At 47.7% G+C, this 16,463-nt stretch carries 19 protein-coding genes and 1 pseudogene; 2 read left to right on the forward strand and 18 right to left on the reverse strand.

Translation table 11 applies throughout. The features are described from left to right. Positions 1-162 precede the first annotated feature (162 nt). Positions 163-1,050, forward strand: a complete 888-nt coding sequence (locus tag ACI6NM_RS03885) for a LysR substrate-binding domain-containing protein (protein WP_438501027.1) — start codon at positions 163-165, stop codon at positions 1,048-1,050. 145 nt (positions 1,051-1,195) lie between these two features. On the opposite strand, the gene ACI6NM_RS03890 is transcribed toward ACI6NM_RS03885, so the two are convergent. The 18 genes and pseudogenes from ACI6NM_RS03890 to ACI6NM_RS03975 all read right to left on the reverse strand — a co-directional run bounded on the left by ACI6NM_RS03890 (position 1,196) and on the right by ACI6NM_RS03975 (position 15,699). Next, complete coding sequence (locus ACI6NM_RS03890) at positions 1,196-2,806, reverse strand: recombinase family protein (protein WP_438501028.1); 1,611 nt, start codon at positions 2,804-2,806, stop codon at positions 1,196-1,198. A gap of 111 nt (positions 2,807-2,917) precedes the next feature. Continuing rightward, positions 2,918-3,106, reverse strand: coding sequence for a transposon-encoded TnpW family protein (locus tag ACI6NM_RS03895; protein ID WP_002569233.1), 189 nt, complete (start codon positions 3,104-3,106; stop codon positions 2,918-2,920). Then, on the reverse strand, positions 3,103-3,957 hold the full coding sequence (locus ACI6NM_RS03900) for an ATP-binding protein (RefSeq protein WP_438501029.1): 855 nt from the start codon (positions 3,955-3,957) through the stop codon (positions 3,103-3,105). Before ACI6NM_RS03900 ends, ACI6NM_RS03895 begins: the two co-directional genes overlap by 4 nt. After that, on the reverse strand, positions 3,954-4,700 hold the full coding sequence (locus ACI6NM_RS03905) for a replication initiator protein A (protein WP_438501092.1): 747 nt from the start codon (positions 4,698-4,700) through the stop codon (positions 3,954-3,956). Before ACI6NM_RS03905 ends, ACI6NM_RS03900 begins: the two co-directional genes overlap by 4 nt. Positions 4,701-4,830: 130 nt before the next feature. Continuing rightward, positions 4,831-5,217: a cysteine-rich VLP protein gene (locus ACI6NM_RS03910; RefSeq protein WP_438501030.1), complete on the reverse strand. Its 387-nt coding sequence runs from the start codon at positions 5,215-5,217 to the stop codon at positions 4,831-4,833. After that, positions 5,207-6,832 (reverse strand): relaxase/mobilization nuclease domain-containing protein, encoded by a 1,626-nt coding sequence (locus ACI6NM_RS03915; protein ID WP_438501031.1) that lies wholly within the window; start codon positions 6,830-6,832, stop codon positions 5,207-5,209. Before ACI6NM_RS03915 ends, ACI6NM_RS03910 begins: the two co-directional genes overlap by 11 nt. Then, positions 6,804-7,202, reverse strand: coding sequence for a plasmid mobilization protein (locus ACI6NM_RS03920; protein ID WP_438501032.1), 399 nt, complete (start codon positions 7,200-7,202; stop codon positions 6,804-6,806). The genes ACI6NM_RS03915 and ACI6NM_RS03920 overlap by 29 nt, the downstream gene beginning before the upstream one ends. A 38-nt stretch (positions 7,203-7,240) precedes the next feature. Next, a complete protein-coding gene (locus tag ACI6NM_RS03925; protein ID WP_438501033.1) occupies positions 7,241-7,627 on the reverse strand; it encodes a hypothetical protein in 387 nt (128 codons plus the stop codon). 162 nt (positions 7,628-7,789) lie between these two features. Further along, positions 7,790-7,990 carry a helix-turn-helix domain-containing protein gene (locus tag ACI6NM_RS03930; protein ID WP_007054579.1) on the reverse strand — a complete coding sequence of 67 codons (201 nt, stop codon included), beginning with the start codon at positions 7,988-7,990 and terminating at the stop codon, positions 7,790-7,792. After that, on the reverse strand, positions 7,983-8,426 hold the full coding sequence (locus tag ACI6NM_RS03935; protein WP_438501034.1) for a sigma-70 family RNA polymerase sigma factor: 444 nt from the start codon (positions 8,424-8,426) through the stop codon (positions 7,983-7,985). Before ACI6NM_RS03935 ends, ACI6NM_RS03930 begins: the two co-directional genes overlap by 8 nt. Positions 8,427-8,588: 162 nt before the next feature. Further along, a complete protein-coding gene (locus ACI6NM_RS03940) occupies positions 8,589-10,796 on the reverse strand; it encodes an FtsX-like permease family protein (protein ID WP_438501035.1) in 2,208 nt (735 codons plus the stop codon). Continuing rightward, on the reverse strand, positions 10,786-11,553 hold the full coding sequence (locus tag ACI6NM_RS03945; RefSeq protein WP_118626739.1) for an ABC transporter ATP-binding protein: 768 nt from the start codon (positions 11,551-11,553) through the stop codon (positions 10,786-10,788). Before ACI6NM_RS03945 ends, ACI6NM_RS03940 begins: the two co-directional genes overlap by 11 nt. Before the next feature lie 111 nt (positions 11,554-11,664). Then, a complete protein-coding gene (locus ACI6NM_RS03950; RefSeq protein ID WP_438501036.1) occupies positions 11,665-12,678 on the reverse strand; it encodes an ATP-binding protein in 1,014 nt (337 codons plus the stop codon). Further along, on the reverse strand, positions 12,675-13,343 hold the full coding sequence (locus ACI6NM_RS03955; protein WP_438501037.1) for a response regulator: 669 nt from the start codon (positions 13,341-13,343) through the stop codon (positions 12,675-12,677). The genes ACI6NM_RS03950 and ACI6NM_RS03955 overlap by 4 nt, the downstream gene beginning before the upstream one ends. A 267-nt stretch (positions 13,344-13,610) precedes the next feature. Continuing rightward, positions 13,611-13,760 (reverse strand): annotated as a pseudogene (locus ACI6NM_RS03960) (transposase); the annotation flags it as partial. Positions 13,761-13,865: 105 nt separating this feature from the next. Then, complete coding sequence (locus tag ACI6NM_RS03965; RefSeq protein ID WP_438501038.1) at positions 13,866-14,486, reverse strand: DUF4368 domain-containing protein; 621 nt, start codon at positions 14,484-14,486, stop codon at positions 13,866-13,868. Next, the gene (locus tag ACI6NM_RS03970; protein WP_438501093.1) at positions 14,459-15,034 is read right to left on the reverse strand and encodes a recombinase family protein; all 576 of its coding nucleotides are present in this window, start codon (positions 15,032-15,034) and stop codon (positions 14,459-14,461) included. The genes ACI6NM_RS03965 and ACI6NM_RS03970 overlap by 28 nt, the downstream gene beginning before the upstream one ends. Then, a complete protein-coding gene (locus ACI6NM_RS03975) occupies positions 14,989-15,699 on the reverse strand; it encodes a recombinase family protein (RefSeq protein ID WP_438501039.1) in 711 nt (236 codons plus the stop codon). Before ACI6NM_RS03975 ends, ACI6NM_RS03970 begins: the two co-directional genes overlap by 46 nt. Positions 15,700-16,108: 409 nt before the next feature. On the opposite strand from ACI6NM_RS03975, the gene ACI6NM_RS03980 reads away from it, so the two are divergent. Further along, on the forward strand, positions 16,109-16,399 hold the full coding sequence (locus ACI6NM_RS03980; RefSeq protein ID WP_438501040.1) for a helix-turn-helix domain-containing protein: 291 nt from the start codon (positions 16,109-16,111) through the stop codon (positions 16,397-16,399). Positions 16,400-16,463 lie beyond the last annotated feature (64 nt).

Consider the following 16,463-nt stretch of genomic DNA (forward strand, 5'->3'; position numbering starts at 1 on the left):
AGTTTTTATGCTTTTTTGTTTTTGTTTATGTGCAGATTATCTCATATTTCTCAGGCTTTGTGAAACATATATAATTCATAATAGTATCAATTCTATTGATACCATATGCTTTTTCTTGTATAATAAATGCATTCAGATCTTCTTCCGACAGAAAGGAGTGCTATGACTCTTTTACAAATGCAGTATTTTATGGAGGTCTGCCGCTGCGGCAGTACCCTAAAGGCCGCCCAGGCGGCAAACGTCTCCCAATCCACCATTTCCATGGCCATACGCGCCCTGGAAAAAGAGCTTTCTATCCCGCTGTTTGATCGGAGCTCCAAAGGACTTGCCCCCAACGCCGCCGGTTCCTTTTTTCTGGATCAGTGCAGCGGGATCCTGAAAAAGACTGAACGGCTGGCAGAGGAGATGAAGCAATTCCTCTCCATCAGCCGTCCTCTCCGTCTGGGCATTCCAGTGGTGCTCAACGAATTTTACTGGCTGGATCTTTACTTCGAGTTAAAAAAACAGCTTCCCGATCTGGAATTTCAGACGACTAACCGTACAGTTCCGCTTCTTCTATCTATGCTGCGCGATTCCTCCCTGGACGCGGTCCTGGCCATGCGCGATGCGCCGGATCCCGATCTGAGGAGCCTGAAGCTGCATACCAGCCGTCACAGATATGTCACCATGTCCCGCCGCCATCCTTTGGCAGAAAAAGGCCAGGTTTCCTATGAAGACCTGATCACCTGCCCTGTCATCGGATACGCCGGTGACGATCTGAATACCCAGCTTCTGAAGTACGTTTATAAAAAACGCGGAAAGGAATTTTCCTATGCCTTCCATGTGGACCAGTTTTCCAGTCTGCTCCGGCTTTTAAAACACAACGCCGGGATCGCATTTCTGAACAAAAAACTCCCCAGCAGCGATCCAGAGCTGGTGAGCCTTCCGATCCGGGAGGAACAGGGAAATTTTACCATCTGGCTCCTATGGACCCCGGAGAGCCCCCTCGAGCGGATGCCCCAAAGCTTTTTCCGTGTCTGGACACATTTTTTTGAAGAAATACAGGATTAATCACAACCACCCGTCCAACGGGTGGTTTGCTCTAGGGCTATAAGCCCTTGTTATTTGCTAATGTGTGATAAAGAAGTAATAGAAGTGTAAAAAATTTTGCCGTTCCTATCCGGCACTTAGCTCTTGTGTCGGATAGGTCGGGCGTTTATTCGGGCAAGTCCACCTTGCCAACAAAAGAATAATAAATCTCAATGTCCTGTCTGCGGGTCTTGTTCTCGTCATAGCTGCACTCATGCACAACGATTTTCTCTACAAACTCCCGCAACAGAGTAGGGGTAAGTTCTTCAAAGCTGGTATGCCGCCGGACAACATTCATAAACTTTTCTGCGTTCACGGTGGCTTCCTGTGCTTTGGAAAGCTCCGCTTGGATAGCGGCGGTTCTTTCTTTCAGTTCCCGTTGCTCTGCTTCATAGTCTGCCGACAGCTCTGTGAAACGCTCGTCTGATATGCGCCCGGTTACGCTGTCCTCATACAGCCGCTTGAAGATAGCGGATAACTCGGCTATGCGTTTCTCGGCGGCTTCCAGTTCCTTTTTCTTGGCGGCGTTCCTGCGTTTGCCCCCGTCCTCGTTCTGCTCAATCAAGAGCTTCATAAACCGGGCTTCATGCTTTGCCGCATAGCTGGTCACTTTCCGCAGATTGGAGAGTACACCAGCGGTCAAGAGGTCGGTGCGGATAAAGTGCGCCGTACAGTCATGGGTGCGTTTCTTGTAGTTGCCGCAGATATAACAGTCCTGCTTGCGCCTGTCTGTCTGGTATCGCTGCTGATACATCACGCTGCCGCAGTCCGCACAGAACAGTATGCCGGAGAACAAGCCCACTTCATCATAGCGGTTGGGGCGTTTGCGCTGCTTGCGAAGTTCCTGCACCCGTTCCCATGTCTGGGTGTCTATGATAGGTTCGTGGTGGTTTTCAAAGATTGCCTGCTTATCCTTGTCATTGTAAATGATTTTGCTGCACTTGTAGGATTGCGTGGTAGTCTTAAAGTTTACCAGACAGCCCGTGTATTCCCGGTTTTCAAGGATATGCACAACAGTGTTGGTCGCCCACTTACACTCATAGCCGGGGTGGTAACGGTGGGTGTGTCCCGTCCTGCGGTATTCCAGCGTCCCCGGCGTGGGGATTTGCTGCTCTGTAAGCATACGGGCTATCTTGGTCGGACCGTTCCCGGCAAGACAGAGGTTGTATATCTGCTTGACTACGGGTGCGGCTTCCTCGTCAATGATGAAATTTTCGTCCTCGTCCATGAGGTAGCCATACACAGGCTTGCTTGTGATGGGCTTGCCACTCATGCCTTTTGAGCGTTTTACCGCCCGTATTTTCTTGCTCGTATCTCTCACCAGCCATTCGTTAAAAATATTCCGCAGCGGGGCAAAGTCATTGTCGCCCTGTGCGCTGTCCACTCCGTCATTGATAGCGATGAAGCGGACGCCTTTCTGTGGGAAAATCATTTCTGTGTACATTCCCACTTGCAGGTAGTTTCGCCCTAACCTCGACATATCCTTGACGATAACTGTCCCGACTTTTCCGGCTTCAATGTCCGCAAGCATGGCTTGAAAACCGGGTCTTTGAAAGTTCGCACCAGAATAACCGTCGTCCGTGTACCAGCGCAGATTGGAAAAGCCGTTCTGCTTTGCATAGGTTTCAAGGATACGCTTCTGATTGGAAATGGAATTGCTCTCGCCTTGCAGCTCGTCCTCATGGGAAAGTCTTGGGTAAAGGGCGGTAATTGGTTGTTGGTTGGTCTGTCTTAACATAAAATCCTCCGTTTCCGACAGCCAGCCCCACTATTCCGTATCTTGATTGTACCACATGGGGCGGCTGTCTGTATAGCGGCAAAAGCGTCAAATCCGCTTCTTTATGGTCGGTCAAATCGCCGTTTTTTGTGTAGCAGCTTCCGCTTCCAGCACTTTCATCATCTTGTCGGCTGCGGTGTCGGTTGCCCCCTGCTTGAAGAAGCCGGAAACGGTAAGGACGGAGTTGCCCATGCGGATTTCCGTCACACAGTCCGGGCGGCGGTCTGTTTTGGTGGTGCTTGTCTGTTTGGTTTCTGTCATAGGCTCTCCTTTCGCTGCTTCATCAGTTGCTTTAAGCGTTCCAGCTTTTCCTGTGCGGTTTCCTTTCGGAAGTTGCTGCCCGTGAAACGGACAGGGGCGCACATGGAAGTCAGCCTGTCATAGATACGGGCGTGGGGCGTGTCCTGCGGGTGCTGCAATTCCTCCAGCGTGAGGTTGGTCGTGGCGATCAGCGGCTTGCCGCTTCGGTAACGGCTGTCAATCACGCTGTAAACCTGTTCCAGCCCGTATTCTGTCCCTCGCTCCATACCAAAATCATCAAGTATCAGCAGGGGGTAGCTGCAAAGGCGGGAAATATACTCATTCCTGCCCTCAAAGCTGGCGGCAAGGTCACCCAGTATCGTTGCAAAGTTTGTCATGCAGACGGCAACCTCTTTTTCCATAAGGGCGTTGGCGATACAGGCAGCAAGGTAGCTTTTTCCTGTCCCCACGCCGCCCCAGAACAGGTAGCCGATATTTTCAGCCTGCATGGTTTCCCAGCTCTCCACATAAAAGCGGGCGGTTTCGGTCTGCGGGTTTCTGCCGTTGTCATGCTCAAATGTCCAGTTCTGCATAGCGGGGTCGGTAAAGCCCCGGCGTTTCAAGTCCTCCACTTTTTCAAGGTGCTTCTGTCTGCTTTCGGCGGCTCGCTGCTTTTCACGGGCTGCCCGCTGGCAATCGCAGTCTGTTGGGTGGCGGTCACGCCCGAAACAAGTCTTTCCCTCTGCAAAGTAGGCTTCTTTGGGCGTATGGCACTTGCCGCAGTATAACAGCCCGTCCTCGCCTGTGTAGTCCTCCGCTTCGGCGGTAGTGGTTGTAATGTCCGTAATCATAGCTTCAATCTCGTTTTTCATAAGCTCTCGCCCTCCTTGCATGAATAATCGGGTATGCCCTGTTTCGGGGCAGCCTTGCCTTTGGCAGCGTCCTCCTGCGCCCACTTGTAAATGGTGGCTGCATGGCTCTGGTACTGCTTCCCGGTGGAAGCGATATGGCAGGAAAGCCGGTCAAGGTAATACTCCCACTTGCCGGGGAAATCCTGTTCCAGTTCCAAAAGTTCTGCGTCAGAAAGGAATACATTTTTATATCTGCCATAAGCGGCGGGGGGCTGCCCCTCACTCGCTCTTTTTGTTTGGCTCTCTATTAGGTTGTTTATATTAGTTTGGTTAGGGGACGGTTTTCCGACCGTCATAAGGTCAGGTTTCCGGCTGTCAGTTGGTCGGTTTCCTGCCCTTATGAGGGGCGGTTTTCCGTCCGTCAGTTGGTCGGAAAACTGTACCACTGGAATATCCGGCACTTTTACATACAGGCGGTTGGCACAAGAAAAGCCCGCCCGTCTGCGTTCCAGCAGTCCGGCAGCGTCCAGTTCGTTCAGTGCGCCCTTTATGGTGGTACAGCCTTTATCCAGCATTTCCGCTATCTCTGCTATGGGGTAGACAATGTATGTCCGCCCCTCGCTGTCCTGCCAGCCGTTCTTCTGCGAAAGGGTGGAACGGTCTAACAGCAGCGCATACAGCAGCTTGGCGGTGTGGGATATGTCCATTTTCAGCAGGAAACGGGGGTAAGGCAGGTAAGCGGGCAGCTCCGTTCCTGCGGTCATATAATCAGCGATAGGGTTCACCTCCTTGTGGTGTCTGTCTATGGGTTCTGTTACGCTTTTAGGGGGCGTTTTCGGGGAAAAAGGATAAATGTATCACGCACCCTTTGACACCCTCCAAAAAAGCCTTGATTTATGCGGGTTTGAAATGCCCTAAAGCGTGACATTTCTCCCTTTGTTTCCGCTTCCGTTTGGCGGCATTTATCCGCTTCATGCGTCCGGCGCAGTCCGGGCAGTATTTCCCCCGGTTGGATTTTGGGAAGAAGAACGCCCCGCAGACAGCGCAGCGTTTCCGGCTTCCCCGGCGCATGAGGGCGGCTTCCAGTGCTTCATCAAGGGGCAGGACGGCGGCGGTAAACCAGCGGCAGAGCAGCGAATAGCTGATACTCTGCACACACACGCAAGGCTCGCCGTCCTCCAACAGCAGGCAGTTCCCGCCGTCATAATTGCAGCACTCATGCACAAGGCGGCGGGCTGCCCGGTACTGGCGGTAGTCCATGCGGGGGATATTACCGTTCATGGCTCTGCTCCTTTCTGCGCTGCGGCTCGCTCCGGCGTAAAATCTGGTCGATATTGCCCTTGACAGTCTGTAAGCGGCGGTATTCCTCCCGTTTTGCCCGGTAATCGTTGTAGCCGCTGTTTTTCTCTTGGATAAGGCTTTCAATCTCGGCTTGCAGGGCTTTATAGCCCGGCAGCTTGGAAATGCCGTTTTCTTTGAAATAGCGGGCGGCTGCGTCTGCTATGATAAAGTCGCTTTCGTGCTTCTGACGGTAGGCTGCTTTTGCTTTGGCGTTTTTCTGCTGTTTCAGCCCGTCCCGGACAGGGCGGGTCTTGGAATAGGCAAGCACCTGCCGTTGCAGCTCCTTTTTCCCGTCCAGCGTCTTTTCCACCTGCTTCAGCTCCGTAAGGCTTTTCCGCATGGCGGCATAGGCGGCAGAACAGGCTTCGTCCAGTTCCTCCGGGGAAGAAAAGCCGTACTGCTGGTAGGCGGTAACGGTAGCCGCCATTTGCTTTAGGTTGTGCTTTGCCGCCCAGCGGTCATAGCCCACGCCCTTGCCCTCGGCTCGCTTGGCTTCCCGGTCAACCATGCGCTGCAAGGTGTTGTCTGCCGGGGTGGTTTTTGCGGCTTTTTCCTCCCGCAAGCGTTCCTTTTGGGTGTGGGGGTATTCGGGTATGGCTGTGGTCTGTTCGGCGGCTCTGCGGGCGTTCTGCGTGAGCAGGGCAAGGACAGCAGCCTTGTCAAAATCGTCCCCCAGCTTCCGGGCTGTGATAGGCTTTGTCCTGTCCGGCGTGAGGTAGGAAAGCCGCCCCCGGCTCTCCTTGACGGTCACGCCCTCCCGCAGCAAAAGGGAAGAAAACTCGTCAAAGCTGGTAGCTTGGGAAAGTGCCTGCCGTATCGTCCGGCGCAGCTTCGCCTTGTCCGTTTCAAACTTGGTGGGCTTGGTCGGCTGTCCGGCGGCTTCTCTGGCGGCGTTCTCTTTATCAAGGGCAAGCTGCCCTTTCTTTGCCGCCCAGTATTCCCGTTCTGTTATCCGTTCCTTGCTGCCGTTCAAGAGGTCGATTTGGTAAAGCCCCTCCCGGTGGCACATCTCCATGACTTCACTCTTGAAATATTCCATAGCGGCGTTGGTGCAGCGGTGCTTGCAGCCCTCCCGTGTGTCGGCTGGTCTGTCCATGTAGGGCAGAAGCGGGACTTCGTAAATCCGCAGGGAGTTGATGACGATATGCACATGGATATTGCCGCTGTGGTTATGCCCGTCCGGGTGGGTGCATACAAGGGCTTGGTGTCCGGGGAAATGTTCTTTACAGAACTGCTCGCCCAGCTCCTGCGCCCGGTCTACGGTCAAGCCGTTATCTGTCCCGTCCCGTGGGTCAAAGCTGATGATATAGTGGTGGCTTTTCACATCTTCCCGTTTTTGATTTTTCTCATAGCGGAGATTCGCCCGCATACAGGCAACAGCGAAATCCTCGCCCCCGCAGTTGAGGGAAGAAATGCGGTAATCCTCCCTCGGTATCAGACGCCCGTTTTCATCAAGGGTGGGCTTCATGGTAAACTCGTCATGCTCAAAAGTGAGGTAGGCTTCCGCTGCGCCATAGTCCGCATTTTTAGAGCTGATATGTTTGAATGTTGCCAACAGCGTCACCCACTTTCTGCAAGACTTCAAACTTTAGGGCAGCAAGGTCGGAAACCGCCGCCCGTACCTCCCCGGCAAGCTGCGGGTAGGGGCTGTGCCACTCGTTCAGCGTCCGGGCTATCTGGTTTAAGTTGCCACCTATTTTTCCGTATTCGGCGGTCAGCTTTCCGACAGCGGCAAGCAGCTCGTCATTGACTGCCGACACATGGATAACAGGGCGTATGGCTGCCCCGGTTATGGCTCGCCGGATAAACTCGGCTTGGCTCATGTTGTAAGCAGAAAGCCTTTCCACAAACTCGGCGTATTCTTCCTCGGTCATGCGTGTCTTAACTACCCGGCTGCGGTGTGGCGTGTTATATCGTTTTCGCATGGTAAAACCTCCTTTCGGCTGTGCGTGGTGTCCTCTCACTAATAGGAGAAAAACAGGGTGTGAAGCGGAACTGTTTTTGAAAAATCCGAAAAAATATTTTGAGGGATTTTTAAGCGGCGTAAGCCGCATGGCAGGGTTTGGGGAAGGCACTCCCCAACAAGATTCCCGCAGGGGCAAAATGAGCGATAAGCGAATTTTGGTACTGCGGTAGAATCTTGCTCTAAGAAACTGCCGGACTGCCGTTCACTTGCTACTGCCACTTTTTCGGGAAATCTATAACCAGCTTTTTTCATAAAAGGCGGCGGGCTGGCATTTTCCCCCTTACTCCCTACAAACCACAAAAGAGCAGAATGGACGGACTTTTCGGTAAGAACTTTTCCGGCGGCTCGGTCTTTCCCGACAATAAGGCGTTTCGGAAGCTGCATTTTGCCCGCTGTCTGAAAAAAACGGCAGCCTTTTTTGGTTTCACTGTCTAATACGGAACTTTTGGAAATTTGCCAAAAATGGGTGCAAAAAAAGCAGCAAATCTTTTTCGGATTTACTGCTTCATGTGCCGCTGCGGGGCGGCGGGATATTCAGTTTTTATGTTATCGGTCAAGCCGAAACTTGAACAGGCTTTCAATCAGCTTTGTTTTGATGTAGTCCTCCATATCAGAGTTATAATAGCCGTTCATTTTGGAGAAGTAGCGGATATATCCAGCATAGCGGTCAAGGACAGCTTGTATCGCTATGGGGTCGCCCTCATGTGCCTTTATTATCGTGTCATAGGGGAGAAGTCGGTTACTCATGGGACAACACCTCCATTTCCTTTTTCAGCCGCTTCAAGGCAAGCTGAATATGCCGCCCGATTGTGCTGCGTGTCCAGCCGCTTTGTTCTCCGATTTCTTTCTGCGTCAAGTGCTGGAAGTAATACAAAAAGATTTCCTCCTGCGTCTGTTCCGGCAGCCCGGCAAGAGCCGCCGCAAGGGAGCAGCTATCTAAAAATATCGTCTGCCCCCGGACAGAGAACGGATAAGTTTCGCCATAGTCCGGCACTTGAAAATACTCGTCTGTGGTGCTTAGTGGGACAAACTTTTCTTCGGTCAAGTATTCAAGGGAGATTTCCCGTTTCCACCTCGCCGCCAGCATACGGGCAGCGTCAAAGGACGCATGACGAATAACAATCCGGCAGTAGGTATCATGGGTATAGCGGATATGTTCTTGATAGGCTTCGTATTCAGTCATGGAAAATCCCCCTTTCTTCGATTATGGGAAAGGGCGGCAGCACTTTTTTGCTGTCGCCCCTTGATTACCCACCAGCAAGGACAGTCGGGGCTGTCAACGGTGGGCGAAGCCCATTCACTTGCCGTTGACTGGCTCGGCTGGGTTTGCTATAAATTGCACTCACTATGGATTAACAGAACGCCTAAAAATAATCCATGTACTTATGAAGTAACAAATCAATAAAATTGCCAAAATCCCCATTGTTGCCCCTATTTGTAACATCAATGCACCAAACCCGATATAGGCTGAAATTTCTGCTGATATGGTTTGGATAAAGTAAGCTATTACAACAGCAGCTACAATGATTGCTGTGATAATTGGAAACCCAAACCAAACACTTAATTGTTGCAAGATAAGTTTTCCGATATGCTTTTCCTCCACCCCCAATTTTCGGAGTACAGAGAAGCGATATTTATATTGTCCTGCGTCTAAGAGTTGTTGCAAGGAAAGTACGGTAAGACATATAATCATCAATACAACAGCACCATAAAGCATTGCAGCCTGTAAAACAAAATTATTTGCTATTGTACTGTTCCTCTGTAATGTACTGAACCGTATTCCATACATAACACCGCTTTCTGCTTGCTCTGGGTATTCCTCTGTAAAAAGTTTTTCCAGTTCCCTTGCATTTTCATAGGAGATGTTTTCTTCTGTTGTGATATAGCGGTTTTTTATTACCGGCAACAGCTTTTCACAAATACTGTCTGGAAGTACATAGAGTATATCTGTATAGGAATTGTACGCTGTTTCTCCGATTGCTTCCTCATAATAGGACTGCTCGGAAAGAGTCAATTCTCCTGCGTCTGTCAAAATACTGGTATGCTCTTTCAAAAAGCTATCCCGTTCTTCCTCGGTGGCGATTGCCGCCCATTGTGTCGTAAATTCATCTTCCCCCAGAGAAATCTGTTCATAACCCAACATTTTCCTTATGGTGTTATAATCACTTAAAGAAATTGCCACAATCGGAAAATTATATTTCTGTCTGTTGTGAAAATCGTCTTTCTCTGGCAGATATAGATTGAAAGTGCAATCATAGTCTGTATCTATTTTATGTTCTGCCAGAAAATCAGTAATGATTTCATAACTGTCCTGTGGCAGATTTTCTTCTTCATAAACATCATTGTATCTCGAATATACCTGCACATCATACATAGAGCGTATATCCAAATAACCAGACGACCAGCCCGTCAAAATAGGGGCTGCAACGAACATGAAAATTGCTAATACCAAAGTGATACAAATGACTGCCATAGTCTTGCTGGTCGTATTCAGCTTTGAGGTAATCTGTCCGAAAAAGAAAAGTGCTTCCTCATGGTATCGGTGTTCTGGCGATTTTTCTTTCCATGCTACAATCAAACCACTGGTAAGATAAATGAAGGCACAAATGAAGAAAAGTAAGTCAATCACAACAAAAAGCAGATATTGATTGAGCGTTCCACCACCTAAAGGCAGATAATATTTATTTGTTAATGCTGCAACACTGGCTGCTGTAAAAGCGTTCAATACAGAACATATCAGCAAACCAGCAATGAAACACTCTCTTTTTTTCTTTCTGATTATGCAAAATAGCGACCACAGCAAAGTAAGTAGCGGAAAAAGAATATTTCCCCAAAACATAAGCTGCACTGAAAACGCAAAGCGGGGGTCATAATAAAACCAGACCTTTTGTATTCCTGTCATCAATCCCCATACGGTAAATACTTCAAAGAGGACTACTACAACAGAAATGAAGCGGCTCTTTTTTAGCTCTGGTTCGTTCTCTTTCTCTGCGGAAAGCATATCAATAATTTTTGTTTTCTGAATGGTACGGGTATTGAAAATTCCTACTACAAAAAAACTTGCCACAAAAAATACCACTGTCAATAAAACGGTATCCGGGAATAATGTCCATGAGATTTCATAAGGCTTTCCATAAGCAGTAAGGAGCATTGCGGTAATGAATTGAGAACAAAATACACCGCAAAAAATACCAATCAAAATGGAAAACATACCCATAATCAGTGTTTCTGCAAAGAAAATCCTGCCAATAGTTTTTTGTTCCATTCCCATAATAGACTGGACAGCAAACTCTTTTTGCTTCCGTCTTAGCATATAATGATTGACGAACCGTATCAAAAATAACAACAGCAATGTTATCATGCAGATTGCAATTTTCATTCCGTCACTTAACAGAGTAAAATCATACTCGCTGCCTATATCCGGGCTATAATAACTACTGGAAATAGACAAGAACGCATAGAACAAGGTAACACAGATTGTCATTGTGACAATGTAGACCAGATAGTCTTTTACAGACCGTTTTGCATTTCTGAAAACAAGTTTAGCATACATGGCTCTGTCCCCCTCCAATCATGGTAAGGACATTCAGAATTTTATCAAAAAAAGCACTTCTGCTGTCGTTGCCCTTGCGCAGTTCCATAAAGATTTCTCCGTCTTTCAAAAAAAGAATACGGTTGGCATAGCTGGCGGTAAAAGCGTCATGAGTTACCATAAGAATTGTCGCCCTAAGCTGTTCATTGATACTTTGAATGGTAGACAGCAGCATTTGTGAGGAATGGCTGTCTAATGCTCCTGTCGGTTCATCTGCCAATAAGAGTTTCGGATTGTTGATAATTGCTCTTGCACAGGCACAACGCTGTTTTTGACCGCCCGATACCTGATAAGGATATTTGTTTAGAATATCGCTGATATTCAGCTTTCCGGCTATATCCAAAATGCGGGGTTCTACGCTCCCGGCAGGGACTTTATTGATTGCTAATGCCAGTGCAATGTTTTCTGAAATTGTCAATGTATCCAGCAAATTGAAGTCTTGAAATACAAAACCTAAATTCTCTCTGCGAAAGCGTGCAAGGGATTTTGGTTTGATTTCCGTTATATCTGTTCCCTCTAAAAAAATATGCCCTGCACTTACGGTATCAATCGTAGAAATACAGTTTAGCAGCGTTGTCTTTCCAGAACCGGACGCACCCATAATTCCGAGAAATTCTCCGGCTTCCACAGAAAAACTAATATCTTTAATGGCTTTGGTAATATTCCCCTCATTGCCATAATATTTCTGGATATGCTCCAGCTTCAAAATTGTATTCATCGGATAAACCTCCTTAACTGTTCCATACCCATATTGTAAATGGAGTATATCATTTTTTGTATCAAGTTTTCTTACACAGTTCTTACAAAAATGTAAGAAGTGCAGAACCTATCAGCCCTGCACTCCGATAATAAAATCATTCATTTGAAAGATAAGTGAAATCGTTGTTCCTCTGTTTTCGGAATAAGCAGTAAGTCCTATTCCCAGTTTATCACATAGACGCTTGCAAAGATATAAGCCAATTCCAGTAGAATTTTTCCCGGTTCGCCCATTCTGACCTGTAAATCCTTTTTCAAAAATACGGGGTAAATCACTTTTAGGAATACCTATCCCATTATCGCTGATAGATAGCACAATCTTGTCATTCGTTTTTGTCGCCCCAAAGTGCAAAATAGGCTGCTCTGCATGGTATTTGATTGCATTACCGATAATCTGATTTAAGATGAACCGCACCCATTTTTCATCGGTGTAAACTTTTGTTTCTATATCGTCTATCTGAATTGACATATTGCTTTGACGCAAAAGATACTTATTATCTGCGATTGCACTATGCACAACATCGCATAAATTGACTTCACGGACAGAATAGTCTTTTTCAGTGTGTTCACTTCTGGCATAGTAAAGCGCCTGTTCTGTATATTGATTGATATTCTCTAACTCTGCCAATACCTCTCTGGAAAAGGGAGAACGGTTATTCTCACACAGCAGCTTCATGGCTGTAATTGGTGTTTTTACTTCGTGTATCCATTGTTCAATGTATTCTTTATATTCCCTGCGTTCCCTCTGTACTTCGCCAATCCGTTCCAACATAGATTTTTCAGCCATTTTCATAATCTGGTAAAAAACCTGTTCATCAGCCCTTTCCGGCACTTGCATGATTTCCGGCAATAAATATCGTTCTTCTAATTGCTCCGTCATATTGAGCACTTTATTCAAATACTTTTTTCGTGAGAAATAAAAAGTCAGCAAAGATAAAACAAGGACAATCGACCAGACCGCAAGAATAAACAGGACTGTTTGGATAGGATTATCGCTTGCAATCAGAAACAAGGCAAGGGCAAGCATACCCAGCAGATTGATTAAAATAACGGGGAGTTGATTTTTCAAATATTGTTTTCCACTCATAATGTATATCCTTGCCTGTGTTTTGTTTTAATGAAATCTACAAGTCCGATTGTTGCCAGTTTGTCACGAATACGGGTAATATTGACACTTAGGGCATTATCATCAACATAAAGCTGATTGTCCCAAAGAAAATCCACAATATCATTTCTGGAACAGATTTTTCCGGCGTTCTTAAAAAGGTAGTAAAGGATTTTCAATTCATTCTTTGTCAATTCTGCTTTCTGTCCTTTGTACTCTATCATGCTACTCTCCAAATGCAGGTTAGCTTCTTTCCACATATAAATTTCTGTTTGAGGGGAACGGTAGGCTTTCTTTAACAATGCCGCAATTTTAGCAAGAAGAATAGCGGGATTATAAGGCTTTGTGATAAACGCATCTCCACCCAGCATAATGCTGTTCAGTTCGTCCATATCTGTATTGCTACTTGTTACAAATACAATCGGAATATCTGAAAAGGTGCGAATTTGAGAGCATATTTCAAAACCGTTATTCCCCGGAAGTTTTATATCCAGAATAACCAGATGTGGCGCAGCTTCTTTTAACTGCTCTATTGTTTGGGAAAAATCCGTAACTGCAAATACTTCATATCCATTCCCAGACAAAAGAGTTTTAAGCTGTGTTTGTATCGTAAAATCATCTTCAATGATTAGTATTTTTTCCTTCATAGAGATACCTCCCTGACACTTTATTATACTGTATCAGAGAGGTTTTCTCAATCCATATTGAAGAATAGTAACGGAATAATGGGCGGTTGTCTATCAAATGCTTATGTGTTACTTTATCGCACATGAGCATTAGGCCAGCGTCTCAAGGCGCTGGCTTTCTCTTTTAGCTGTGGGAATTCTGTTTACACAGCCTTCCCACAGCCCCGTTCAAGCCATATTACTCTTGACTCGTCGCTACCCCTTAAGGGGTATTGTTACTACTTGGCATTAACCCTTAAAAGGGTCCTCATATTCTTTTACACTTAACTTATCCATTGCAATATCATGCTTTTCCTGGTCCTGGATATATTTTTTTATTGTAGCCTCATTTAATCCGACTGTGCTAACATAATATCCTTCTGCCCAGAAATGGCGATTAGTACATAAGCTTTAGGGATACACCTTTTCACATTGGGAAGCTGGCAACTTAATTGAAGCCAGCTTCCCGTTTTTTCATCACTTCTTGGGGATTGATTGATTCGTTTATGCCCCTTCAATTTTGCCCACAAAGTTGTAGTAAATGTTAATCTTCTGAACACGCTGGCCGCTGCTTTTGTCCACCTCATGTACCACGATCTTCTGGATGAAGGTGTTCAGCACATCGCGGGTCAAATCTTCGAAGCTGAGATTGCGTTTCACCAGAGAAAGGAAGCGGCTGATATTCGCTGTCTTATCCTTTTTCTCTGACAGTGCTGCGGTCAGCTCCTGGATGTTGTCTGCAAGTCCGGCCTGTTCTGCCTCATATCCGGCAGACATCTTGGCAAAGCGTTCATCACTCAGCTTGCCCTTGATGTTGTCCTCGTAGAGCCGCTGGATGATAACATCCAGTTCGGAATGCCGCGCCCTCTGGGTGTCCAGCGTCCTCTGCATCTCTGCAAAGGCCCGTTTCTGTTCCTGCATGGAATCCTCTACCAGCATATCGACAAACTGCTTTTCATGCTCTGCGGCAAACTGGGTCACTCTCTGTAAGTCTGCCATAACCAGCTGCTTCAGCACATTAAGGGTAATGTGGTGGGTGGTACAGGGGTGTACCCGTTTGCTGTACCCGCCGCAGGTGTAATACTCCTTCTCGGTTTTTACTGACCGCCCCCGGTGATGGTACATCTTGGAGCCGCAGTCGGCACAAAACAGAAGGCCGGAAAACAGCCCCGGCTCCCCGCATTTGATATGCCGCTGTCTGCTGTTGCCCGGAGAGCCTGCACCCGGTCAAAGCTGTCCTGGTCAATGAGGGGAGGCTGTGTATTTTCATAGACAGCCTGTTCTTCCGGGCTGTTGTGGATGACCTTTTTGCTCTTGTAGGACTTTTTCGTAGTCTTGAAGTTCACTGTATGCCCTAAGTATTCCCGGCGCGCTAAGATGCAGCCGACCGTCTGGTAGACCCATTTGCATGGCGCTTCCGGGCAGTAGCCCTGCAAATTCCCAGTCCGCTGATAACGGATGGTGCCGGGGGTGGGTACATTGCGGTCGGTCAGCATCCTGGCGATCACCGCCGGCCCCTGGCCCGCCAGGAACAGGGCGAAAATCTCCCGGACAACCGGGGCGGTTTCGGGATCTTCCTGCCAGCCGCCGTTTTTATCTGCAACATAGCCATAGACGGGCTGGCTGCTCAGGCGTTTCCCGGAGGTTCCCTTTGCCCGGAAAACTGCCCGGATTTTTTGCTAGTGTCGCGGGCATACCACTCATTGAACAGGTTGCGCAGCGGGGTAAAATCATTTTCCCCCTTTTCGCTGTCCACGCCATCGTTCACCGCAATGAAATGGATGTCGTTCTCCAGGAAAAGAACCTCGGTGTACATCCCCACCTGAAGGTAGTCCCGCCCAAACCGCGACATATCCTTTACAATGACGCGCCTGACCTGACCGGACTGTATATCCGAGATCATCTGCTGGAACCCTGAGCGCTGAAACGTTGTTCCACTCACGCCGTCGTCGATATAGAACCGGGTGTTGTTGTATCCCCGTTCTCTGGCATACCGTTCCAGCATCTGGCGCTGGTAGATGATCTGCTGTTCTTCCTCACTCAAGGTGCTGAACAGTTCCTCCATCCAGAGGGAAGAAACCGCCTGTTCCTCCACCGGCTTGCTCTCACAGGCAAACTGCTCGTCCTGTTCCAAAAGCCGCTCATAGAAATCCTCCCGGCTGGGAGTGAAGGCTGCGGTCTGGGTGTCCTGGTCTGCCAAGAACCGTTCGGTTTTCAGCTGGCGGGTGAAATAATCCTCCTTGGCGGTGTAGTGCCAATAGGCCCGGTAGACCTCCTCGGTCACCGGCACAGCCTGGCCGTCTATGTAAAGATAACGCTGTTTTTTGTCCTTGCTCATGGTCGTTCCTCCGTTTCGATTCGTGGGTTGGTTTGCGGACGAATCGAAACGGGGCGGCGACCGACAACGAGGAAAAATAGATAAAACAGAACGGACAGGAACATGGTAATGACCCATGCTCTTGTCCGTTCTGTTTTGTAGGACTTTATTGACTACTAATAGTTCCATCCCGCGCCGCAGAAAATGCCATGAACGGGAGCTAAATTTTTTTATTTCTGGCGCAATTTTATAGCCAGGTTTCTTTGTTAAGAACGCCTGCCGAAAACAGGCAGGCTATTTTCTTTGTGTAGCATCAGCTCCCTCCTTAGACCGAAACAAGGAATGGATAGTAGCTGTAAAAAAGCTACTCTGCAATCATTTCACATAATATCGGCAAATCGTAAAATAATATTGTGTGAGGTGACGGAGAGTGTCTAAAAAAAGGCAACAAATTGTTTTCTCGTTTGGCAGCTCAATCCGCTATGCCAGAGAAAAAAGAAATTATACGCGTGAACAGATAGCAGATCGAGCTGAAATTAGTTCTCGTTTTCTGGCAGCTATCGAGAATGACAAACGGAAGCCGCGTCTGGATGTCCTGATTCGTTTGGTTAATGCCATTGGTGCTTCATTTGATGAAATTCTTGCTCCACAGATGGAGCGGGGAAGTGAAACTATTGACCGTATCCAGCGTTTAATCCTGCAATGCAGTCAGCGGGATTAGGAACTTTTACTTGCCCTGATTGATAAAATGCTGGACACCAGAGAAAAACAAGAGAAAAAATAAA

This window comes from Pilosibacter sp. YYHA0881 (genome assembly GCF_051602715.1).
Taxonomy (GTDB): Bacteria; Bacillota; Clostridia; order Lachnospirales; family Lachnospiraceae; genus Alitiscatomonas; species Alitiscatomonas aceti.